Origin of the sequence: Jiangella asiatica (genome assembly GCF_004349065.1) — a bacterium.
GTDB lineage: Bacteria > Actinomycetota > Actinomycetes > Jiangellales > Jiangellaceae > Jiangella > Jiangella asiatica.
Genome location: NZ_SMKZ01000010.1, coordinates 119544 through 142425, shown reverse-complemented (window position 1 = coordinate 142425; position 22882 = coordinate 119544). Strand labels below are relative to the sequence as shown.

Below are 22882 nucleotides of genomic sequence, written 5' to 3'. Positions count from 1 at the left end.
TACAGGTAGGATCCGGGTCATGACGCAGGCGGGTCCGGCACGGGAGCGGCTGGTGCGCGCGGCCGTGGAGTACGTCGCCGAACACGGCGTGGGCGAGCGCAGCCTGCGGCAGTTCGCGACCGCGCTGGGCACCAGCCACCGCATGCTGATCTACCACTTCGGCTCGAAGGAGGGCCTGCTCGTCGAGGTCGCCCGGGCCATGGAGCAGCGCCAGCGTGACCTGCTGGCCGAGCTCGACGCCGCCGCGACGGACGGCTTCTCCGATGTGGCCAGGCAGTTCTGGGCGCGTCTCGCCGATCCCGCGATGCGGCCGAACGAGCGGCTGTTCTTCGAGCTCTACGGGCGGGCGCTGCAGGGTGACCCGGGTGCACTGCCGCTGCTCGACGGCGTCGTCGACGCGTGGGTCGACGCGCTGGCCCAGCCGCTGCGCCGCGCCGGTGCCGCGCCCGCCGATGCCCGGACGCGGGCCCGCCTCGGTGTGGCCGTGGCTCGCGGGCTGCTGCTCGACCTGCTCGCCACCGGCGACCGTGCCGGCGTCGACACCGCGATGGAGCAGTTCATCGCGCTCTACGAGATGGCACCGGCCAGCGCGTCGGCTGGGTCAAGGTCTGTCAGGGGGTGAGGCGGACCCGCACGACCTCCGTCCGGTCACCGACGCTCACCTCGACGGTGACGACGCCGGGGCGCAGCGCGGTCAGCTCGCGCGTCGCCGGGTCGAAGCTGGCGACGTGGCGGACGCCGGCCTCGTCGACGGGTCCGACGTGGACGGCGGCGCTGGGCACCCACCGCGAGCTGACGGGGTACGCCACGGGGACCGACCGCGCGCCCTGCACCACCGTCGCCGTCAGCGCCGCGGTGTCGCCGACCGCGAGCGTGGCCGGCGCGTCCACCGTCAGCGAGTCGACGTGCGGGCGGAACTGCGCGGTCACCCACTCCGGGCCGCCGGCGTACGGCGAGGTCCGGGCCGCCTCCTGCTCCTGCGCCGTCACCGGGTCGACGCCGAACAAGGTCCAGCCGGTGAAGCCGCCCTCGGCCGGCCCGACCGACGGCGACTTCGCGGAGTTGCCGTTGATCACGTAGGGCACGGCCCCGACTGAGGAGGCGTGGAACAACCCGACGTGCCCGCCGGCGAACAGCGCGCCCTTGCCGGTGTCGTGCTGGAAGTCGGCCAGCCACCGCTCCAGCAGCGCCGCCTCGTGCCGGTCGGCCAGCTGGCTGTTCTTCGACGGTGTCGGGTCGCGCGGCGGGTGGTGCTGGATGACGACGACGGAGTTCACGGCGGGATCGTCGGCGGCGTCGTCGAGGGCCTGGCGTAGCATCGCGAGCTGCTCGAACCCGCCGCCCCGGAGGGTGCCCAGCGAGGTGTCGAGCGTGACGAACCGGGTGCCCTCGTGGTCGAAGACGCGGTGCGTCTGGCCGAAGTACCGCTCGAAGTTGGCGATGTCCGCGCCCATCACCTCATGGTTGCCGGGCACATAGACGTACGGGACCGCGTCGCCGATCTCCTCCTCCAGGACGCGCCGGGCCAGCTCGAAGTCCGCCTCGGACGCCTCGTCGACCAGGTCGCCGGCGATGACGAAGAAGTTCGGGTCGGCGGCCCGGATCTCCCGCAGCGTCCGGCGCGCGCCCTCCACCAGCGGTGAGTCGGGGTCGCGCGCGACGAATTGCGCGTCGCTGAACACGGCGAAGCGCCAGTCGGCGTCGGCGCGGGACAGGTCCTGCGCGACGATTGGGTCCTGGGCCGGCGGGTCGGCCGGCACCTCGACCGACGGCGCCGCCTTGACGTAAAGGTTGTCGATCCGCACGTCGCCGGTGTACTGGGCGGCCGCCTTGGTCTCGATGATGGTGAGCCGCCGGAACGACAGCTCCTGCGGGTAGCCCTCGGGCACCGCCAGCTCGACGGTGCGCCAGCCCTCCCACGTGATGTACGGCCCGTAGACCGCGGGCAGCGTGGTGCCGTTGGCGTCGACGAACGTGAACGCGGTCCACTCGCCCTTGCCGCTGCCGTAGATCGACACCCCGAACGAGCGGGACTGGCCCTCGACCCCGAGCGGCTGGTCGAGCTGGGCGACGGCCAGCCTGGTCGCGGTCGCCTGGGTGAAGTCGTAGGACAGCCGCAGTCCCGCGCCGTCCTCGCCGTCGGGCGTCGGCGCGATCTGGGCGGTCGCCCGGGTGGCCGTGGCGCGCCAGCCGTCGGCGTCGTCGAAGGTGTCCAGCACGTGCGTGACGACGCCGATGCTGACGCCGACCGACGTCTCCAGGTCGCCGACCCGCACCGTCACCAGTCCGGCGACGCCGTCGCGCACCGGCATCACGGTGAAGCCGCGGACGCCGTCGGCGGTGACGGTGAACAGCGACTCGTCGTAGTCGAGCTCGACGTCGCCGGGCTCGATCGGCGCGCTGCTGCCGTGCGCATCGTAACCGAGCAGGCCGAACGAGCCGGTGGCCGTCAGTGACGGGACGTTTACCGACCGTTCGGTGGGCTGCAGCCGGACGGGCGCGGTGAGCACCTCGAGCGCGGTCTCGGACCGGGCCGGCCCGGCGGCCGCGGTGACCGTGACGGTGCCCGGCTCGGTCGAGACGACGGTGGCGGTGGCGCCGGCCGGGTCGACCGTGGCACCGCTGGCCGACCAGGTGATGCTCGGCTCGTCGCTGACCGGTCCGTAGGTCTCGTCGTGCGGCGTCGCGGCGACCGTACGGGCGAGCCCGGCGAACGCCAGGTCCGGGCGGCCGCCCCCGGCCGGCGCGTCGCTGGGCGCGTCGTCGGGCGCGAGTGCCGGCCGGGTCCAGAGCCCGGCGGTGTCTTCGCTCGGCGACGGCACGAAGACGCCCAGGCCGTTCGGGACGCTGCGCAGCTCGCCGTCGCTGAGGGCGTTGTCGACCCGCAGCGCGCTGGTGCCGGGCAGCCGGGTGGCCATGGTGGACGACCCGCCGCCGTCGATTTCGACCGCGGTGTGCACGCCGCGGCCGGCCATCAGCCGGCCCATCTCGGCCAGCGTGGCGCCGCGGCTGTGGCTGTAGTTGTCGCCGTCGGCGGAGAGGATGGTGATCTCGGTGCCGTCCGCGGAGAACCCGATCGCGGTGCGGGCGGCATACGTGGCGTCGTCGACGGGTTGCGGCACACCGTCCTGGACGAGCAGCGCGTGCGCGCCGATCGCGACGTCGACGGGCCGGCCGTCGGCGGCGCGCGCCTGCCAGTCGACGGCGACGGCGTCGCCCGGACGCAGCGTAGCGAGCACGTCGGCGGCCTGCTCCCGCCCGACCAGCGCGACGGTGCCCGCCCCCAGTGCCTCGGCGCCGGGCGCTTCGCGGACCTCGGTGACGACGCCGTCGGCCACCAGGACCTCCGTGACGTTCGTGGCGTTCTGGACCGCACGCGTGCGCGGGTAGTCGCCCCAGTGTTCGTCGTAGGCGCCGATCCCGTTCGCCGGCAGGTCCGAACTGTTCAGCCGGTCCAGCGCGCGATCGCCGGCGGGCAAGCCGACGGTGCCGGCGAACTCGATCGTGGTGACGCGGCCGGCGCCGTCGGCGTCGAACGCGACGACCCGAGTCTGCCCGCCGGACGGCGATTTCAGCAGCTCGCCGCCGGTGATCACCGGGCCGATCGGGGCGCCGGAGTTGTTGATGTCGTAGAAGTCCCCGTTGACGACGGCGACCGCGCCGGCCGCCTGCCCCGGCTCGGTGATCGGGCCGATGTCGGTGAGGCTCCCGTGGGACAGATAGCCGAGCTCGGCGCCCTGGGCGGTGTCGATGGTGACCGCGTTCGTGACCTGCCAGCCGCGGTCGTCCAGCGTCTCGGTCTCCTCGGCGGTGACGCCGGGAGCGACCGGCCGCTCGCTGGTGGCGGCCTCGATGGAGGCTGGCAACGTGTCCGGCTCCGCCGCCGAGGGTGCCGCCGACGACGGCGCCGCCGCGGTCGCGAGACCGGCACCGAGGAGCAGGACCGAGGACAACAGGGCGCGGACGCGGCGGGACCTGGGCACGGACGACCTCCGGGGATCGAGCGGGTGCGCTCATCCTGCCCGATTCAGGCGGATTGTCCATGAACGACCGCTGGCGCCCCGGCCAACGCCAGGACGCCAGCGGTCCCGATCTCAGGCCCGCTCGGCGAAGACGACAACGTTGTCGCGGTAGCGGCCGAGCTGGCGGTCGTACTCGCCGCCGCAGGTGATGAGGCGCAGCAGCGGCTGGTCGTCCGAGGCGTCGTAGACGCTCTCGGTCGGGAACGCGTCCTGCGAGTACTGGCCCACGTCGACGACGCGGAACACGCCGGCGCCGCCGTCGGCGCGGGTCACCACGATCTCGTCGCCCTCCTCGACCTCGGCCAGCCGGTAGAACACGTCCGGCCCGTCGGCGTTGTCCAGATGCCCCGCGATGACGGACGCGCCCGCCTCTCCGGGTTCCGGCCCCGCCTCCCACCAGCCGGCGTCCCCGTACGGCGGCGGCACCAGGACGTTGCCGGCGTCGACGGCGATCGGCAGGACGTTCGCGTCGATGTCCACGGCCGGGATGGTGACGCGGACCGGGTCGGCGACGTCGGGCTCCGCCTGGGTGGGTGTGGGTGTGGGGGTCGGGTTGGGTGCCGGTGTCTCCGGTGCCGAGCGCGGTGCCGGCGACCCGACGTCGGTCGCGGACGGGCCGGCGGCGCCGGGTGGATCGCCGTCGCTGCAGGCCGGCACCAGCAGGCACAGGGCCGCGGCCGCCACTGAGGCCGCCGTGGTGGCCGCCGTGGTGGCCGCCGTGGTGGCCGCCCGCCGTCTCAGCCGGCGGCCACCACGGGTGCAGCGAACGGGCTCCGGCCCGCTCAGCTCTCCAGCCTCAACCGACGCCAGGCCAGCCCGGCACCACCGATCACGGCCAGCCCGACCAACGCGCCCGGAGCGAGCAAGTCGAGGTTGCCGTCGTCGGCCGCGCCGCCGGCACCGGTGTCGATGCCGCCGCTGGGAGCCTGGCCACCGTCGTCGTCTCCGGCGTCGTCGTCCATGGTGACGCCGGTGTTCACGCCGCCGCTCGGCGCCTGACCGTCGTCGCCGGAGCCGTCGTCGTCACCGCCGCCGGAGCCGCCGTCGTCGCTACCGCCGCCGTCGCTACCGCCGCCGGAGCCGTCGTCGTCACCGCCGCCGGAGCCGCCGTCGTCGCTACCGCCGTCGTCGCTACCGCCGTCGTCGCTACCGCCGCCGGAGCCGTCGTCGTCACCGCCGCCGGAGCCGTCGTCGTCACCGCCGCCGGAGCCGTCGTCGTCACCGCCGCCGGAGCCGTCGTCGTCACCGCCGCCGGAGCCGTCGTCGTCACCGCCGCCGCTGCCGTCGTCGTCACCGCCGCCGGAGCCGTCGTCGTCACCGGAGCCGCTGCCGTCGTCGTCGGTGGTGACGATCGCGGTCTCGACGGCCGCGCTCGCCGGCGCGGCGACCGCGACGCCGGCGGCGGTGAGGCCCGCGGTCGCGGTGAGCGCCGCGGCGAGGCTGATCTTGCTGGAACGCATGGCCGAACTCCCTTGTGTCGGGTGGACTCTCGAGCCGGCAAGGGCTGCCGGCTCACCTCAATCTGTCCTGGCCAGAGAGCGTTTCTCCAGCGCTGAGGGCGTTGTTGAGAGAGTTCTCACCAAGAGCTCATCCCAGGGGCGGTGGTTCTCATCTGCGCGCGGGGCCATGGCACCACCAGACCACCCGCCATCGCTTGATACGGACTACTCGGCGAGCGCCTCCAGGACCGCGAACGGGTCCGCGGACCCGGTGTTGGAGGCGGCGACGATCCGGCGGCTGAGCGTGTAGCTATCGCCGGCCGGGATCTCCACCTGGAAGCGGCTCATCACCCAGTTGCCGGTCCCGTAGGCGGAGAACTCGTCGTCGCCGTCGTAGACGACGCCGTACGTCTGCGGGTCGGTGCCGGTCGCGCCGATCCACCGGCCCGCGGGCTGGTACGCCGCCGGGCTCTCGTACGGGGTCGTGATGACGCCGTGACCGGGGACGCCGATGCGCTGGCCGGCGCCGTCCCAGTCCATGGCGTCGCCGACCCACACCGACAGGTCGGCCGAGCCGTCGTTGGTGAACACGGTCTCGGCGGTGACCCACTCCTCGCCGGGGCGGATCGTGTAGGTCGTCTCGACGCCGACGCCCGGGTGCGCGGACGACGTGCCGGTGGCGCGCACGACGGCCTCCTCGCCGCTCGCCTGGACGATCGACACGTCCGTGCCGCGGACGGTGGTCTGCTGCCACGCCTCGGTGCCGGTGGGCTCCTCGTCGACGATGTACGGCAGGTTCAGCCAGTCCAGCTGGTCCGAGCGGCCGCGGACGGCGAGGTCCACCGGCTTGCCGACGGTCGAGCTAGGCAGCTGCCCGTCGTCGAACACCCGGGAGACCGCCATCGCCAGCTTGTCGTTCTCGAGGACGACGTCCTGCGTCCCGCCCTCGACGAGGCTGCCGGCGAGCGTCCGGCCGGTGCTGGCCAGGACCGACACCGGCTGCAACGCTATGTCCGCGGTCGACGTGCCGCCCTCGGTCACCGACGCGTCGACCGTCGCCGGCGCGTACCCGAGGGTGGACACCCGCAGCGTGTAGCCGCCCGGGTCCAGCGGCAACGCGTACGTGCCGTCCGCCGCGGTCCGAACCGAGCCAACCACGCCCGACCCGGCCAGCGCCTCCACGAGCACCCCCGCGGCCGGCTCCGCGGTGTCGGCCCGCGTCACCGTGCCTGCCACCCGGGACCGGTCCGCGACCTCGTCGTCGAGCAGGTCCAGCTGCGACGCCCAGCGCGCGATGTTGCCGGTGACGTCCCCGGACGCGGCCGGGTAGTCGGTGATGTGGTACCAGCTGATCGTGCGGGTGTCGCCGGCAGCGACGCTGGCGTCGAACCAGGTCCCGGAGACGTAGCCGAAGCCGCTGAGGGCGTACGGCTCGTCCTCCAGCCACGCCAGGCCGTGCGCCGGGACCTGCCGCGGCGTGGTGGACCCGACGTAGTGGAAGTTGCTCGTCCAGCCCGTGCGAAGGTAGCCGGGGTTCTGGCCGTTGACGCCGGGCACCAGCGACACGTCCTGGGCGCTGTCGGGGTCGAGCAGGTACTGGAAGTAGCCCTCGAAGTCCTCGGTGCCGGTGTTCTCCACCTCCAGCGTGATCTTGACGACGGGCGCGTCGCCCAGCGCCTCGTAGCTCAGCGTCGTCTGGAGGTCGTCGTCGACCCTGGCCCCGCCGGAGGCGACGACAGCGTTTCCTTCGACGCCGATGTCGGCGATGTCGAGCCAGTCCGCGCTGCGCCCCCAGTCCGGGGTGCCCGGTCCGCCGGCCGTCCGCGACAGCATCAGCTCGCTCCAGTCGAGCGTCTCCTGCGCGGTGCCGTCCAGCAGGGTGAGGTCGGCGAGGCTGCCGACGACGAGGGTGCCGGGCTGGTTGTTGGCGGCGGCCTTGGACGAGATGGTTGCCTGGACCCGCGGGTTCATCGTGTAGTGGTAGGTGTCGCCGGGGACGACGTCCAGCCGCGGGCTGGATGCCCCGAAGTCCGGCGGAACCGTGGACGATCCCGCGGTCGGGCCAGTCACCTCCGCCAGCCGCAGGTCCGCCGCCTGCGTCCCGGACGTGCCCACGGTCACCGTCGTCGACGAGGCGTCGGTCGGCAGGAACGCGCGCTTCGCCGTCGACAGCGTGTACGTGCCCGCGCCGAGGCCGAGGACGTAGTGCCCGTCGGCGTCGGTCGAGGTGGACAGCGACGTGTCGCCGCTGGTCGCGACTATGCGGGCGTCGGCGATCGGCGCGCCGGTCGTCGCGTCGGTGACGGTGCCGGTGACGCGGGCCCAGCGCGCCGCCGCCTCCCCGCCGGGCGTGAACGCGTAGAGGTTGCCGTCCCAGGCGCCGGCGACGACGGTGTTGCCGCTGACCGCTGGGCCGGAGGCGACCCAGGTGCCGACTTCGTACTGCCACAGCGGCTGGCCGGTCACGCTGTCCAGCGCGTACAGCCAGCCGTTGTTGGCGCCGACGAACAGGGTCTGGCCGCTCAGCGCCGGCGACGAGTGCACGCCGCCGGTGTAGGTGCCGCCGGGCAGCAGCCGGTCCCACAGCACCGCGCCGGTGCGGGCGTTGAGCGCCGTCACCGCACCGCTGGGGAAGCCCATGTAGACGACGTCGCCGACGACGGTCGGCGCCGACGGCGTGGAGCCGCTGGACACCCGGGAGGAGTGCGGGCTGCGGTAGGTCCACAGGTCGGCGCCCGTGGCGGCGTCGCGGGCGACGATGCCGTTGTTCGATCCGATGAAGACCCGTCCGTCAGCCGCGGCCGGGACGCCGTCCTGCCAGCCGCCGAGCACGGCGGACGACGTCCACTGCCGCGCGCCGGTTTCGGCGTCGTAGGCCAGCACTCGGTCGGCGGTCTGGCTGCCGACGAAGACCTGCCCGTCGACGACGGCGGGCGTGCCGTCGCTCATGGTGGCGCCGGACATCGGCGAGGCCCAGATGGTGTCGCCGGTGGCCGGGTCCAGCGCGGTCAGCAGGCCCTGGCTGGCCGGTCCGTAGCGGGTCTGGTATGCCCAGAACACCTTGCCGTCGGCGACGGCGGGGGAGTAGTAGCCGTAGGCGCGCTGGTTGTTCGGCTCCGGGGCCTCCTCGGTGTCGCGCTGCCATACCAGCTCGCCGCTGGCCCGGTCGACGGCGAACAGGGAGCCGCGCAGGGTGCCGACGAAGACGGTGTCGCCCAGTACGGCCGGCGTGCCGACCACCGACGACGGCACCGGGAACTCCCAGAGCCGCTCGCCGGTCACCTGGTCCACCGCATGCAAGGCGGCGTTGCCGTCGCCGTTCTCGTCGCGGGTCCCGGCGTACACGACGCCGTCCACGATCACCGGCGAACCGGTGAGGAACGTGCCGGGCGTGCGGTAGCTCCAGGCCAGCTCCAGGCCGGGCTCGACCACGTCGGCGGCGACGCCGGAGTGCGCCGAGTCGCCGTGGTGCTGGTTCCAGGCCGCGCCCGCGACCGGTGTCACCAGCGGCTCGTCGGTCATGGTGAACGTGGCCGACTCCGTCCAGCGGCCACCGCCCTCGCTGACCGCCTCCACCTCGATGGTGTGCTCGCCGACCGCCGGCGCCCGGCCGACGAACTCCGAGTGCCAGGTCAGCTCGCCGGTCGGGGTCAGGCTGCGCCAGCTGCCGTCATCGATCCGGTAACGGACGCGAGTCACCTCGTCGGCGGTGTCGTAGGCGTTGACCTGGATGTCCGGGAACCCGGTGCGGTGGCCGTCGGCGCTCACCTCGCTGTCCGGCGCCGGGCTGGTGATGGTCAGCGCCTGGTCGACGCCGTACATCCGGAACGGGTTGACGAATTCGTCGCCGCGCAGGTGGATGTAGCGGAAGCCGCGCGGCGCGTTGTCGATGGTGTACGAGCTCGACACGGTCTGGATGTGCTTGGCGGTCGGCGCGAACTCACTGTCCGGCTCGACGTCGTTGGAGTGCTCGTGCCCGACGAGCATCAGTTCGGCGCCGTACTCGGCGAACAGGTCCCCGTACTGGTCGTACGTGGATGGCGAACCGAACGGCACGTTCATCGGCTGGTGCGCGAGGACCACCAGCTCCTTGCCGCCGACGTTGGCGGCCAGGTCGCGGCGGATCCAGTTCAGCTGTTCGTCGAACGGTGCCTGGCCGTTGTTCTCCAGCACCAGGAAGTGCCGGTTGCCGTAGTCGAAGGAGTACCACTCCGGGCCGACGTGCCGGCGGTAGTTGTCGATGCGCGCGGCATATCCGGTGCCGCCGCCGGAGAAGTACTCGTGGTTGCCCACCGCCGGCCAGACCGGGACCTCCGAGCCGGCCGTCGCGTTCTTGTACGTCGTGAACTCCGCGTCGGTGGCGTTGTTCGTGAGGTCGCCGCTCACGGCGATGAACGGGACGTCGTTCGAGGTCGAGTTGATCTCGTGGATCTGCTCGGGCAGTTGCGGGTTCACATGCGGGTCGGCGATGTTCGCGAACGAGAACGTCGCGCTCTCGCTGCCTGGGACACGGGTGAGCGCGAAGTCCGCCGTGCGCTGCTCACCGTCGGCGACCTGGCCGAACAGCTGGTAGAAGCGCGGTGTCATGAACTCGTCCGGCGGCACCTGGTAGCCCGCGGGCTGGCTGATGAACACCATGTCGGTGATGCGCCGGTCGGTGTCCAGGTCGAGCTGGTAGCGGCCGTCGTCGTCGGTCTCGACGATCGCGACGCCGTCGGACACGCTGACCCCGGCGACGCCCGGCTCACCGGCGTCGTGCTGGCCGTTGCCGTTGCTGTCGTCGAACACCGTGCCGCTGACGCGCGCCACCGGTGGGTCGATCGTCTCGGCGACCACGCTCGCGACCGGCCCGAGCAGCGCCAGTCCCACGAGCAAGACCACTGCCGCGTTGATCACGCGGCGCAGCCGGCCGAGCGCCTCGGGGGAGAGGCGTTCGCTGAACGCGTTCAACTTCGTCTCCATTCGACGGGTCGGGAACACGGAGGATCAGAAGAGCCTGTCGACGAACCAGGCCAGCCCGGTGACGGCGACGGTGGCGGCCGCCGCCAGCTGCGTCAGGGCCGACCACGCGTACCGCCGCGCGATCGCGACCAGTGGGAACAGGGCGGCGGCCACCAGCAGGTGCCCGACCTGGAGACCGGCCACGACTCCGCCGAAGGACGTCACCAGGTCGCGGCCCAGCGGCCCGCCGAAACGCAGCTCGCCGGCCAGGTCCAGCCCGTGCAGCAGCCCGGCGGCGGCGACGACGAGCAGCCGGTACCGCGTCGGCGCGTCGCCGAGGGAGCGGACACCGCGCGCGGAACCGCCAGCGGCGCCGCCCAGCGCGGTGGCACCCCGCGAGGACGCGCCCAGCGCGGTACCGGCGGCGTAGACCACCGACAGCGCCACCAGCGGGCCGACCACCTCGGCCGGCGCCGTCGTCGCGGTGGCCGCGGCGAACGTCAGCGCCGCGCCCTGGGCCAGCGCGAACACCGCCACCAGCCGGACCAGCCCGGACACCGTCGACGCTCCCAGGACGAGCGCCACCACGAACAGGGCGTGGTCCGGCACGCCGGCCGAGCGCTCGAACCCGATCAGGAGCGCACGCAGCGCCGCGGGACCGACGGACTGCTCGCCGACGCTGAAGCTGTCGTGGCCGCCGTCCAGCACGACCCGGCCGCGCTCCCCGCCGAGGTCGTAGTCGACGGTGGTGGTGTGGTCGTCGACGACGGCGTCGGAGCCCAGGGCGTCGTCCGCGCCGCCGTTCGCGCCGTCGACGGGCCGGCCGGAGAACACCGAGTAGTGGACGACGTACTCGCCCGACCCGGCGCCGTGGCAGTCGAAGCGCAGCTCGAGCACCGCGTACGGGATGTCCGCGGCGGTGGCGTCCGAGGCCGGCCGCTGCTCGACATCGGTCCGCTCCAGGGTGAGGTCGCAGGCTACGCTGTCGGCGACGATCTCGACCCGCCCAGCGAGGTAGCGCTCGACGAGCTCGTGGTGTTCGGTCAGGGCCGCACGGCGCGCCGGGTCGTCGGGCGCCTCGATGGCGTGGGTGCCCATGCCGATGCCACGGGCGAGGATCTCGTGCTCGAGGCTCAGCCGGTAGTCGACGCCGTCGCCGTGGGAGCGGATCTCTGAGTACCCGTCGCTCGTGCGCACGTGCGACGCGGCCGATCCTGCGGCGAGGAGCAGGAGGAACGGGACGACCGCGAGTCCGGCCCACATTCGGTGGGTGCGGGACGTACGCGTCGTCATCGGGACCCCTCTCCGGCGTATGGGGCTGGGCATCCGCCGGATTCACCCTGGTTCGCCGGAGTTCCCGCCGGCAACGGTCGTCGCCCGTTCTTCGCCCAGGGTTCGCGCACGCTCCATCGGCAGGTCGGCTACCGGGCGGTCCGTCCGCGACAGCGTCGCAACACCGCGGCTCCCCGGGGCTTGTGGGCCGGGCGACCAAACGGGTCCGAACCGCCGCCGACGGGCGATGCCGGGTCCACCATGGAGCATGGGCCTGGGTCAGCGGCGGTTGCGGGCGCTGGGCGTCTGGGCGGTGGCGGCGACGGTGAGCGGCGCGCCGTCGACGCTGTGGGCGCTGGCGGCCGGCGACGACCCGCTGCGTGCGACCCGCGCGGCTGGCACCCTGCTTCCCGGCCGGCGCGACCGCCCCGGGCCGGTCGCCGGGGTGGCCGCCCACGTCGCGGTGTCGGCCTGGTGGACGGCGGTGCTGTGCGCGGCCGCCCGCCGGCACCAGGGTGCGGGCCCGACGCGTATCGCGGGCGGGGCGGTCGCCGGCCTGGCGATCGCGGTGCTGGACCTCGAGCTCGTCGGGCGTCGCTATCCGCATCTGCGGTCGTTGCCACGGGTGCCGCAGTTGCTGGACCACGCGGCCTTCGGCGCCGTCGTCGGTGCCCTCTGCGGGCCGCGTTCAGCGGGCGTTCAGGTCGCCGGCGGCACTGTCGGTCCACCGAGGGAGTGACGCCATGCGGGTCCTGGTCGTGGAGGACGAGTGGCGGCTGGCCGCCGGGGTGCGCGCCGGGCTCGAGGCCGAGGGTTTCGCCGTCGACCTGGCCGCGACCGGGCCGGACGGGTTGTGGCTGGCCGTCGAGGAGACCTACGACGTCGTCGTCCTCGACCTCATGCTGCCCGGGCTGAACGGCTACCAGGTGTGCGCTCGGCTGCGCGAGCGCGACGTCTGGACGCCGGTGTTGGTGCTGACCGCGAAGGACGGCGAGTGGGATGAGGTGGAGGCGCTGGAGACCGGCGCCGACGATTTCCTGACCAAGCCGTTCTCACACCACGTGCTGGTGGCCCGGCTGCGCGCGCTGATCCGCCGTGACCTGCGCGAGCGCCCGGTCGTCCTGGAAGCCGGCGACCTGCGCGCGGACCCGGGAGCGCGGCGGGCCTGGCGCGGCGACACCGAGCTGGAGCTGACCGCGCGGGAGTTCTCCGTCCTGGAGTTCCTGCTGCGCCGTCGCGGTGAGGTCGTCTCGAAGCTCGATGTCCTGGGGCACGTGTGGGACGAGGCGTTCGACGGTGACCCCAACATCGTCGAGGTGTACGTCGGGCACCTGCGCAACAAGATCGACCGGCCGTTCGGGCGCGCGGGCATCGAGACCGTGCGCGGCGCCGGGTACCGGCTGGCGGCCGACGGTGGCTGAGACGCGCCGGCCCGGCGATCGCCGGCGGGAGCGGTGGAGGTCGGTCCGGATGCGCACCACGCTCGGTGCCTTGCTGGTGGTCGGGCTGGCGTTGGCGCTCGGAGCCGTCGCGCTGGTGCTCGTCATGCGCGCCACGCTGCTGCAGCAGGCGGAGGACGCGGTCCAGGCGCGCGCCGACGACCTCGCCGCCGCGATGGCCGCGGGCCGGGCGCCGGCACTCGGCGACGGGTTCGACGACGACAGCTTCGTGCAGGTCGTCGACGGCTCCGGGGTGGTGGCCGACGCCACTGGCAACGTCACCGGCGCCGAGGCCGTCGACGTCGAGCCGGGACGGACCGCCCGGGTGGAGCTGCCGGCCGGGGACGAGATGATCGCTGCCGCGGCCAGCGCCGGCGACCAGGTGGTCGTCGTCGGGCAGTCGGTCGAGGACGTCGGCGAGGCCACCGCGGTCGTGATTAGGCTGCTGGCCGCCGGGCTGCCGGTCGCGCTGGCCGTCGTCGGGTTCACGACGTGGCGGGCGGCGGGCCGGGCGCTCGCGCCGGTCGAGGCGATCCGGTCGGAGGTGGACGCGATCTCCGGGTCGCAGCTGCACCGGCGGGTTCCCGAGGGCACCGGCCACGACGAGATCTCCCGGCTGGCCCGCACGATGAACCGCATGCTCGGGCGGCTGGAGCAAGCCCGGAGCCGGCAGCGAAAGTTCGTCTCCGACGCCTCGCACGAGTTGCGCTCTCCGGTGGCGTCGATCCGCCAGCACGCCGAGGTCGCGCTGGCCCACCCCGGCCGCACCACCGTGCCGGAGCTCGCCGGCACCGTCCTGGCCGAGGACCTCCGGGTCCAGCATCTGGTCGAGGATCTCCTGCTGCTGGCCCGCGCCGACGAGCGGCGCCTGCGCCTGGCCGCGCGCTCGGTCGACGTTGACGACCTCGTGCTCGACGAGTCGCGGCGGCTGCGCCGGGACACCGGCCTCGCCGTCGACACCACCGGCGTCTCGGCGGGACGGGTGAACGGCGACGCGGCGGCGCTTCGGCGAGTCCTGCGCAACCTCGGCGACAACGCCGTCCGGCACGCGTCGGCCGCGATATCGCTCTCGGTGAGCGAGCACGACGGCGGTGTCGTCGTGACCGTCGACGACGACGGCCCGGGCATCCCGGCGGCGGACCGCGAACGAGTGTTGCGCCGCTTCGTCCGGCTCGACGAGGCGCGCGACCGCGACGTCGGCGGCGTCGGACTGGGCCTGGCCATCGTCGACGAGCTGGTCGCTGCGCACGGGGGCGCCGTCGAGGTGGGCGACGCACCGTCAGGTGGCGCCCGTGTCGTCGTCTGGCTGCCCGCCGGTCGCTGACCTGAACGGGCGGTCAGGGTCGTTCAGCGCCGGTTCAGCGGCGATCGGCCACGGTGGGATGGTCACCCGCGCCGATCCGAAGGAGTGAGAACCATGAAGCATCTGAAGGCCCTGATCGGCGCCGTCGCGGCAGCCGTAGCGGCGGTGGCCGGCGGCGTCGCGGCGATGGGTGCCGGAGCCGGCGACGACGGCGAGGCGCCCATCACCGGTGACGCGCTGCGACGCGCCAGCGAGGCCGCCTTGGAGCACACGGGCGCCGGCACCGTCACCAACACCGAAATCGCCGACGAGGAGGGCTACTTCGAAGTCGAGGTCACCCTCGACGGCGGCCGTCAGCTCGACGTCCACCTGGACCAGGACTTCACCGTCCTGAGCGACGCGCCGGACGGCACCGGCGACGGCGACGACTGAGGCTCGGGCGGAAGCGCGGAATCAGGGGAGACGGCGATGCGACGCGTGCTCCCTGCCGCGACGGTGGCGGCGCTGGCCGGCCTGGTGCTCGCAGGGTGCGGTGGCGAAGGCGACAGCCGCGACGGTGACGGCGATGGGCGCGATGGCGATGGCGTCACTCGGCGGATCGACACCGCGACGCCGGCGTTCACCACGCCGACCGCCGTCACCAACCCGCTGTTCCCGGTCCAGCAGGAAGGCCAGACCATCCAGCTCGGCGACGAGGAGGGTGAGCCGCTGCGGGTCGAGGTGACCACGCTGCCCCGGACGATCACCGTGCGATGGGCGGACCAGGAGATCGAGGCCGCCGTCGCGCAGTACGTGGCCTATCGGTCCGGTCGTATCATCGAGGTCGCGCTGGACTACTACGCACAGGACGACGAGGGCGGGGTCTGGTACCTGGGCGAGACGGTCGACAACTACGCCGACGGGGGCGTCGCCGACCACGAGGGCAGCTGGCTGGCCGGCGCGGACGGACCCGCAGGCCTGATCATGCCGGCCGACCCGCGGGAGGGCGACGTCTTCCGGCCGGAGAACATCCCCGGGCTGGTTTTCGAGGAGGTCACCGTCCAGGCCGTCGGCCAGACCGCCGACGGGCCGCGTGGGCCGGTCGCCGGCGCCATCCGCACCGAGGAGCACCTCATGGACGGCGCCGTCGAGCACAAGGTCTTCGCGCCCGGATACGGCGAGTTCCGCGCCGAGGCCCCGGACGAGCTGGTCGAGGTGGTCGTCGCGGTCCCGGCGGACGCCGTCGAGGGTGTCGACGTGCCGGTCGCGCTGCGCGACGTGGTCACCGCCGCGATGGGCATCGTCGACACCCTCGGCGCCGGCGACGAGGTGACCGCCGGCGACTGGGCCGCGGTGCGCGACGAAGCCGCCGCGACGGCCGCCGGCTGGCGGGCCGGTCGTCCGCCGAACGCACCCCGTGGCCTCGCCGACCGGCTCGGCGAGGCTCTGGACACCGTCGTCGGGGGGGCCGGCGACGGCGACGCTGCCGGCACCCGGCGCGCGGCACTCGACGCCGTCACCGCTGCCTTGGACCTGACCCTCGTGTACCGGCCGCCGGCCGAGGTCGACGTCGACAGGCTGGGTGTCGTCGCACGGCAGCTGCTCGCCGACGCGGCCGAGAGCGACCGGGCCGGGATGCTCTCGGACGTGTCGATCCTGGAGGCGATCCGCGACCGTGTGGCGCACGCCCTGGACCAGGTGCCGGCCGCGGCCCTGGACCAGACGCTCAGGGCACTGCGGGCCGCGGCCGAGCGGGCCGACGCGGACGCCGTCGCCGCCGAAGTGTCCGCCGTGCTCGAACAGGTGCGCGCCGCCGGCTGAGCCGACCCCGGTGCGGTTGTCGCCCGCGCGGCCGGGCCGGTACTACGCTCCGCTGCATGTCCGACGCGATGCGTGACGACGACACCGTCATTCCCGCCATCCGGCTCATCCGCCCGTCCGGGCAGGAGCAGCGCGCGACGTTCTTCGAGCTGTTCTTCGACCTGGTCTACGTCTTCGCGATCACTCAGCTCTCGCATCACCTGCTGGCCGAGCACCTGAGCTGGCAAGGCGCCGCCGAGACGGCGTTCATGCTGGTCGCCGTCTACTGGGCGTGGAACTACACGACCTGGATGGCCAACTGGTTCGATCCGGAGACCGCGCCGGTCCGGCTGGTGCTCGTCTTCGTGATGCTGGCAAGCCTGCTGATGTCCGTGGCGATCCCGCGCGGCTTCGGCGATCTGGCGCTGCTGTTCGGCTGCAGCTACGCCGCGCTGCAGATCGGCCGCAACGCGTTCGTCGTCGCGGTGACGCCACCGGGCGTGTTTCACCAGAACTTCCGGCAGATCCTCGCCTGGAGCGTCCTGTCCGCGCCGTTGTGGGTGGCCGGCGGCCTGGTCGACGACGCCCGCTGGCCGCTGTGGCTGGTGGCTCTGGGCCTGGACCTGGCGGCGCCGCTGGTGCGGTACTGGCTGCCCGGTGTCGGTGATACGCCGATGAGCCAGTGGTCCATCGACGGCCACCACTTCGCCGAACGGTTCCAGCTGTTCATCATCATCGCGCTGGGCGAGAGCATCGTGCTGACCGGGGCGACGGCGGCCGGTACTGACCTGGGCGCCGAGGTCGGCCTGGCTCTCGGACTGTCGTTCCTGGGCTCGGTGGCGCTGTGGTGGCTGTACTTCACCGGCGCGTCGCCGGTCATCCTGCATCGGATGGGCCACAGCACGATGACCGAGGTCGGCGCGCTGGGCCGCGACATCTACACGTACCTGCACCTGCCGATCGTCGGCGGCATCGTGCTGACGGCGGTGGGCGACGAGCTCGTCGTCGCCCACCCCGATCACGAGATGGAAGTCGTGGGTGCCGTCGCGGTACTCGGCGGTCCGGCGCTGTACCTGCTCGGCCTCATGGCGTGCGGTATCCGGGTCGGTCACCGCGTCGGCTGGCCCGCCGTCGTCGCACTGGTCGCCATGGTGGCGGCGGTGCCGGTGATGGCCAACGCGAGCGGGGTGGTGACGTCGGCGTTCGTCCTGCTGGTCCTGGGCGCGCTGGCCGTGGCCGAACACCGTCGGGCCCGGGCGGCACACTCCCGTGCTCATGTTCCCTCAGGGTCACTCAGCGACCCGAGGGAACATGATCACGGGAACCGGTGACGGTCAGAGGCGGCGGGCGGCAGCGTCGTTGGCCTCGCCGGACTCCAGCGACACCAGGGCCCAGCGGTCCCCGTCGCCGTCGCCGCTTTCGTTGGACAGCACAACGCTCACCGTGTGCAGGCCGGCGCTGACGTCCACGTCCTGCCGCCCGAGCACCGTCGTGCCGTCCCAGACGAACACCCGTGCCCGGCCGGCCCGGCGGGCACGCAGCCGCACGGTCGCCGTCCCGGCATCGGCCGAGGCGTCCAGGACCTCGATCGACCCGTCGCCCAGCGAGCGCCAGCCGCCCAGCGGGACGATGTCGCCGGCCGACTGCAGGATGCTCTGGGGCGAGTCGACGCTCTTGGCGGCGGTGTCGGGCAGCACCGGCTCCTTCGGCGTGGACGGGCTCGTCGCCAGCTCGGGCAATGACACGACGGCCCAGCGGTACGGGTCGGCGCGCACCCCCCGCCACGTCGACCAGCCGATCCGGGTCTGGCTGCTCTTGTCCTGCGTGTCGGAGTCGTTGACCAGGATGTTGAACCCGACGTGCTGGGGGTCCAGGGTGTCCGGCAGCACGTCGAACGGGATCTTGGCCACCACTGTGTACCCGGCGTAGGGGTCGCTGACGCTCGATGCGACCTCCATGCCCGGCGCGGTCTGCGGTCCGGGTCCCTGCCGGTTGTCGCGGTCGCGGTGGAAGCTCGGCGGGTTGCCGTTGGCGGGGTCGTCGGTGATCGGGAAGATGCCGGCGATGAACACCGTCGACGTGTTGGCCGACGTGCCGCGCGGGTCGATGTTGATCTCGACGGAGTCGGTGCGCCGCTGGCGCTTGGTGTCCTCCGGCGGCAGCACAAAGCCCAGCGTGTCGTCGGTGATCTTCACGTAGACGTAGAAGGCGTCGTCGGTGTAGGTGATCCTGGCGTGCCCGGAGATGTCCGCGGCCGGCGCCTCGGTGCCTTCCCAGCGGGTGGAGATGTCGATGACCTCGCCGGGGAACTCGCTCTCGTCGACGTCGCCGGCCACCCGCGGCGGGGTCGCGGCCTTCTCCAGCGACAACGCCGGCACCAGCAGCAGCGCGGCGTCCTCGGTGCCGCTGCCGCCGTCGTAGGTGGTGACGATCTGAATCGGGTACCGGCCGTCGTTCGGCGCCCGGTTCGAGGTGGGCAGCGAGGGGTCGGTGTTGGTGACGGTGAACGTCACGGCGCCGGTGCCGCCCGGCGCCAGGTCCTGGTAGTTCCGCGACGCCGGCGTCACCGAGAACCCGGCCGGCGCGGAGAGCGTGACGGTGCCCGAGTGCGGGTGGTCGCCGGTGTTGGCCAGGTCGACGCGGATCTCGCGCGACAGCCCGCTGCCCAGCGCCAGCAGCGGCAGGATGAGGCTGTCCAGGTGCTGGACCCGGTTGGCGGCGGTCCACTCGCGGAATCGGGCGATCTCCGGGAGCGGCTCCAGCGTGCCGCGCACGGGCGCGCCGATCTCGACGACCTCGCCGGCGGCGCCGGTACCGTGCTGCGGGCTGGTCAGCGTGCCGTGCAGGACGAACCGCTCACCGACCACGGCGTCGGCCGGCACGGTGACGGTGAACCGCGCCGACGCGGCCCGGCCCGGTTCCAGCGTGCCCAGTCGGCCGGAGCCGGTCACCGTCCAGCCGGCCGGCACCTCGACCGCCACGGTCGCGCCCGGCACGGGCTGCCGCGCGGCCGCCCTGGCGTATGCGACCAGCTCGAATGTCGACCCCGGCAGCACGTGGAAGCCCGGCGGCTCCAGGTAGAACTCGGTGCCCAGCGGCAGCCCGTCCGGAGCCGGCAGGGCCGCGCCCTGGATCGCGGCGACGCCGCCCGTCGTCGGAGCCGGGTACGGGGTGCGGGTGTCGATGAGCGTGAACCACTGGCTGGAGATCTGTGCCGGGTCCGACGGCGGGAACGGCCGGGTGCTCCAGCCCTGGGTGACGTACTCGTGCGCGGCCCAGGTCTTGACGACGCTCCACCGCTCGCCGCCATGGCGCTCGGAGACCGTGCCGTCCCAGGTGCCGAAGACGACGTCGGTGGGGACGCTCGGGGTGTAGCCGGTGGTCGGGCCGTCCGGGCCGAGTGGGCCGCGGCCCACCGCGCCGCTCTGGAGGATGCGGCCGACCCGGTGCGGCTCGAAGCCCTCCTCGGCGTGTTCGGGGAAGCGGTCGGGGTCGGCGGCGGCGTAGTAGGCCTCGACGGCGAGCTTGGCCGCCTGCTGGTGGTTGCCGTGGTTGCCGTCGGTGGCCGACGGGTTCATCGTGACGACGACAGCGGGCCGGGTGGCTCTCACGACGCGCACGATGCGGCCCAGGGTGCTCTCGTGGCCCCAGATCTGCTCGCTCAGCGGCGCGCTGGCGGTGTAGTAGAAGTCCAGCCCGTCGAGGTTGTAGATGTGCTCGATCCCGGCGTAGGCGACCGCGCGACGCTCCTCGGCCTCGCGCAGCAGGCCCAGCGGCGGGCCCTCCTCCAGGCCGACGGCGTTGCCGCCGCCCTCGCCGCGGGTGATGGTGATGACCCCGGACCTGACCTGGTGGTACTCGTTCCATTGGCCGAGCGCGCCGAGCGTGCCGGCCTCGTCGTCGGGATGGGCTCCGATGTAGAGGATGTCCAGCTTCACCGTTCCCTCCGGTGTGGCGAGCGCCCGCTCCGCCGGTGTCAGCAGCCGCAGCCCGGACACGGCGCCGACGGCCGCGGCGGTCACGGCACCGGTCCCTCGCAGGAAGCTGCGACGGTTCAGGTTCAGATCCATGTGAGCCCTCTCTACGACGCGCGACCACTGCGCGAACGACGGGATGACGGACGCCGGCCGAGCGTCCTAGAAGGCCTTCAAATGGCGACCCTAGGGACGTCGCCGGCCGGTTGGCAAGAGTTCGCGAGATTTTTCCTTCGGAGAACGAAAAATAACGACCCGAGACTCACCGTGTCCGAACCGTGTCTTGACTGATGAAGTTCTTTCGCCGTAGAAAATAACCGTGAAGGCGCAATTCAAAGTCCCGGCGAGCCCTGTACGACGCGAGCGTTCCCGGGAGATCAAGCGGTCCGCGGTCATCTCCGCGGCCCGTCAGGCCCGGCTGCTTTCGCGATCACAGCTGACCGAACTGACCGGGCTGAGCCCTGCGACCCTCACACCGCTCGTCCGCGAGCTGATCGCGGAAGGCTACCTGATCGAACGCGGTGCCGACTCATCCCGGTCCGGCCGGCCGCGCGAGAAGCTCGAGTTCAACCCGCGCGCCGAACTGGTCGCCGCGGTGGCGCTTCAGCCGCACCAGGCGCGCTGCGAGATCGCCGACAGCGACGGCACCGTCATCGCACACGAGGACGTGCCGCTCGGTCCGGACATCGTCGCCACCATCTGCGACGTCGTGCCGCGACTGGCCGGGGCGGGGCGGCCGGAGCTGCGCGGCGTCGCCGTCGCGGTGCCCGGCGTCACCGCCGATGGCGAGGTCCGGCTGGCGCCGTCCGTCGGCGTCGTCGAGACCCGCTCCATCGGCGAGGGCATCCGCGAACGCCTCGGGGTCTCCGTCGTCGTCGACAACGACGTGAACCTCATGGTGGCCGGCGAGCATGCCGCCGGTGCCGGCGCCGACGTGCGCGACCTCATGCTGCTGCACGTCACCGACGGTGTCGGCGCCGGGCTCGTGCTCGACGGGCGGGTGCGACGAGGCGCCTCCAGCGCTGCCGGCGAGGTCGGCTTCATGACGCTGGACCGCGACGCGCACACCCACGACGGCGTTGGCGCGTTCGAGGCGCAATGGTCCGAGAGCGCCATCGCCGCCTATTGCGACGGAGCCGGCGTCGACCGGGACGGCGCCAGCCCGGTCGCCGCACTGATCGCCGCCGCGGCCGCCGACACCGCCGCGCGGGAGTACCTCGACGAGGTGCTAGTGGCGTGGTCGCGGCTGGTCATCTCGTGCGCCTGCGTCGTCGACCCCGGACGGGTCCTGCTCAGCGGCGCCGCCGCGGAGCTCGACGACGCGGCCCTGTCGCGGCTGCAGGAGCTGGTCGACGCCGACGTGCCGGCCCCGGTGGAGATCCGCCGCGGCGCGCTCGGCGAACAGGCGGTCCTGTACGGCGCCATCAGCTCCGCGCTCACCGCCGCCGGCCTGATGGCGGTGCCACCGACCTGACCTACCCGGCGCCGGACACCGCGACGCACGCCGCGTCCGCCGCGCGTCCCAGAACGTCACCACAACACAACGGAGGTATCCATGCGACGCCCCATCATCGTGCTCGGCGCGACCGTCGCGCTCGGCATGGTCCTGACCGCCTGCGGCGGCGACGACGGCGAGACCACGTCCGACGGCGGCGGCTCGGAATCGCGCAGCCTGACGATCTACAGCGCCCGCGACTCCAACATCACCGACTTCGTCGTGGAGCGGTTCGAGGAGGAACACCCCGAGTACGCCGGGAACGTCGAGGTGCTCAACCTTGGCGCCCAGGAGGTGCTCGAGCGGGTGCGTGCCGAGGCGTCCAACCCGCAGGCCGACGTCTGGTGGGGCGGCACCCAGCAGGGCCTGGACGCCGGCGCCGCGGAGGACCTGCTCGAGCCGATCGAGCCGGCCTTCGCCGCGGACATCGAGGACGGGCACAAGGACCCCGACGGCCGCTGGTTCGGCGAGATCCTGCTGCCCGAGGTCATCATGTACAACAACGCGGCGCTGTCGGAGGACGAGGCGCCGCAGGACTGGGACGACCTGCTCGACCCGAAATGGCAGGACCAGATCATCATCCGCGACGTGGCCGCCTCCGGCACCATGCGCTCGATCTACGCCGCGATGATCCTCAAGGAGTCGCCCGACGGCACCGACCCGCAGCCCGGGTACGAGTGGCTGACGCAGCTCGACGCCAACACCGCCGAGTACGCCGCCAACCCGGCCGACCTCTACCTGAAGATGTCGCGCGAGCAGGGCGTACTCAGCGCCTGGAACCTCCAGGACATCCTGATCCAGGCCGAGCAGCAGAACATGCCCTTCGACTACGTCATGCCCGCCTCCGGCGCGCCGGTGCTGGTCGACGGCGTGGCGGCGGTGGCCGGTGGCGACACCGACGCCGCCACGGAGTTCCTGGAGTTCCTATTCGAGGACGGGCTGCGCGCCGAGCTGGCCGCGGACTACTACCAGATCCCGACCGTCGAAATTTCCGAGCAGCCGGAGTGGCTGGCGAACCTCGACCTGCAGCCCATGGAGGTCGACTGGGCCACCATCGGTCAGCACGAGACCGATTGGATCAACTACTGGAACGAGAACATCAAGAACAAGGGCTGAGGCCCAGTGGTCCGGCGGGCGTGCTGACGGTGCGCCCGCCGGACGACGCGATCCGCCGGCAGCTCTTGCGTCGATCAGGCGGAGCCACACAAGGGGAAGGTG

The 22882-nt window shown here is 73.0% G+C and carries 15 protein-coding genes; 9 read left to right on the top strand and 6 right to left on the bottom strand.

Going from position 1 to position 22882, the window contains the following annotated elements:
• Window positions 1–19 precede the first annotated feature (19 nt).
• The gene (locus tag E1269_RS09630; RefSeq protein WP_131893780.1) at window positions 20–622 is read left to right on the top strand and encodes a TetR/AcrR family transcriptional regulator; all 603 of its coding nucleotides are present in this window, start codon (window positions 20–22) and stop codon (window positions 620–622) included.
• Here E1269_RS09630 and E1269_RS09625 read toward each other — a convergent pair.
• The 5 genes from E1269_RS09625 to E1269_RS09605 form a co-directional block, all read right to left on the bottom strand.
• Window positions 612–3983 (bottom strand): phosphodiester glycosidase family protein, encoded by a 3372-nt coding sequence (locus E1269_RS09625; protein ID WP_131893778.1) that lies wholly within the window; start codon window positions 3981–3983, stop codon window positions 612–614. The two genes, E1269_RS09630 and E1269_RS09625, sit on opposite strands and share 11 nt — an antisense overlap.
• 111 nt (window positions 3984–4094) lie before the next feature.
• Window positions 4095–4706 (bottom strand): class F sortase, encoded by a 612-nt coding sequence (locus E1269_RS09620; protein WP_162606321.1) that lies wholly within the window; start codon window positions 4704–4706, stop codon window positions 4095–4097.
• A 98-nt stretch (window positions 4707–4804) separates the two neighbouring features.
• Window positions 4805–5482, bottom strand: a complete 678-nt coding sequence (locus tag E1269_RS32825; RefSeq protein WP_203433266.1) for a hypothetical protein — start codon at window positions 5480–5482, stop codon at window positions 4805–4807.
• Window positions 5483–5686: 204 nt separating this feature from the next.
• Window positions 5687–10411: an outer membrane protein assembly factor BamB family protein gene (locus tag E1269_RS09610; RefSeq protein ID WP_162606320.1), complete on the bottom strand. Its 4725-nt coding sequence runs from the start codon at window positions 10409–10411 to the stop codon at window positions 5687–5689.
• Window positions 10412–10447: 36 nt separating this feature from the next.
• Window positions 10448–11695: a HupE/UreJ family protein gene (locus E1269_RS09605; RefSeq protein WP_131893773.1), complete on the bottom strand. Its 1248-nt coding sequence runs from the start codon at window positions 11693–11695 to the stop codon at window positions 10448–10450.
• A gap of 247 nt (window positions 11696–11942) precedes the next feature.
• Here E1269_RS09605 and E1269_RS09600 point away from each other — a divergent pair, with 247 nt between their 5' ends.
• The 6 genes from E1269_RS09600 (at window position 11943) to E1269_RS09575 (ending at window position 17526) form a co-directional block, all read left to right on the top strand.
• Window positions 11943–12413 (top strand): hypothetical protein, encoded by a 471-nt coding sequence (locus E1269_RS09600; RefSeq protein WP_203433264.1) that lies wholly within the window; start codon window positions 11943–11945, stop codon window positions 12411–12413.
• A gap of 4 nt (window positions 12414–12417) precedes the next feature.
• On the top strand, window positions 12418–13095 hold the full coding sequence (locus tag E1269_RS09595) for a response regulator transcription factor (protein WP_131893771.1): 678 nt from the start codon (window positions 12418–12420) through the stop codon (window positions 13093–13095).
• Window positions 13096–13144: 49 nt separating this feature from the next.
• Window positions 13145–14437: a sensor histidine kinase gene (locus E1269_RS09590; RefSeq protein WP_131893769.1), complete on the top strand. Its 1293-nt coding sequence runs from the start codon at window positions 13145–13147 to the stop codon at window positions 14435–14437.
• A gap of 93 nt (window positions 14438–14530) precedes the next feature.
• The gene (locus tag E1269_RS09585) at window positions 14531–14848 is read left to right on the top strand and encodes a PepSY domain-containing protein (protein WP_131893767.1); all 318 of its coding nucleotides are present in this window, start codon (window positions 14531–14533) and stop codon (window positions 14846–14848) included.
• A gap of 36 nt (window positions 14849–14884) precedes the next feature.
• Window positions 14885–16216, top strand: a complete 1332-nt coding sequence (locus E1269_RS09580; protein WP_131893766.1) for a hypothetical protein — start codon at window positions 14885–14887, stop codon at window positions 16214–16216.
• Window positions 16217–16272: 56 nt separating this feature from the next.
• On the top strand, window positions 16273–17526 hold the full coding sequence (locus E1269_RS09575; protein WP_203433262.1) for a low temperature requirement protein A: 1254 nt from the start codon (window positions 16273–16275) through the stop codon (window positions 17524–17526).
• Between the two features lie 3 nt (window positions 17527–17529).
• On the opposite strand, the gene E1269_RS09570 is transcribed toward E1269_RS09575, so the two are convergent.
• Window positions 17530–20265, bottom strand: coding sequence for a sugar-binding protein (locus tag E1269_RS09570; RefSeq protein ID WP_131893764.1), 2736 nt, complete (start codon window positions 20263–20265; stop codon window positions 17530–17532).
• Between the two features lie 223 nt (window positions 20266–20488).
• On the opposite strand from E1269_RS09570, the gene E1269_RS09565 reads away from it, so the two are divergent.
• On the top strand, window positions 20489–21643 hold the full coding sequence (locus E1269_RS09565) for an ROK family protein (RefSeq protein WP_131893762.1): 1155 nt from the start codon (window positions 20489–20491) through the stop codon (window positions 21641–21643).
• Between the two features lie 81 nt (window positions 21644–21724).
• Entirely contained in the window at window positions 21725–22780 is a 1056-nt protein-coding gene (locus E1269_RS09560) for an extracellular solute-binding protein (RefSeq protein WP_131893760.1), read from the top strand.
• Window positions 22781–22882: the final 102 nt, after the last annotated feature.

Bases quoted from the DNA above. Each gene is read 5' to 3' on its own strand.
- E1269_RS09630 (WP_131893780.1), top strand. From the start codon at position 20: ATGACGCAGGCGGGTCCGGCACGGGAGCGGCTGGTGCGCGCGGCCGTG.
- E1269_RS32825 (WP_203433266.1), bottom strand. From the start codon at position 5,482: ATGCGTTCCAGCAAGATCAGCCTCGCCGCGGCGCTCACCGCGACCGCG.
- E1269_RS09605 (WP_131893773.1), bottom strand. From the start codon at position 11,695: ATGACGACGCGTACGTCCCGCACCCACCGAATGTGGGCCGGACTCGCG.
- E1269_RS09600 (WP_203433264.1), top strand. From the start codon at position 11,943: ATGGGCCTGGGTCAGCGGCGGTTGCGGGCGCTGGGCGTCTGGGCGGTG.
- E1269_RS09595 (WP_131893771.1), top strand. From the start codon at position 12,418: ATGCGGGTCCTGGTCGTGGAGGACGAGTGGCGGCTGGCCGCCGGGGTG.
- E1269_RS09590 (WP_131893769.1), top strand. From the start codon at position 13,145: ATGCGCACCACGCTCGGTGCCTTGCTGGTGGTCGGGCTGGCGTTGGCG.
- E1269_RS09585 (WP_131893767.1), top strand. From the start codon at position 14,531: ATGAAGCATCTGAAGGCCCTGATCGGCGCCGTCGCGGCAGCCGTAGCG.
- E1269_RS09580 (WP_131893766.1), top strand. From the start codon at position 14,885: ATGCGACGCGTGCTCCCTGCCGCGACGGTGGCGGCGCTGGCCGGCCTG.
- E1269_RS09575 (WP_203433262.1), top strand. From the start codon at position 16,273: ATGTCCGACGCGATGCGTGACGACGACACCGTCATTCCCGCCATCCGG.
- E1269_RS09570 (WP_131893764.1), bottom strand. From the start codon at position 20,265: ATGGATCTGAACCTGAACCGTCGCAGCTTCCTGCGAGGGACCGGTGCC.
- E1269_RS09560 (WP_131893760.1), top strand. From the start codon at position 21,725: ATGCGACGCCCCATCATCGTGCTCGGCGCGACCGTCGCGCTCGGCATG.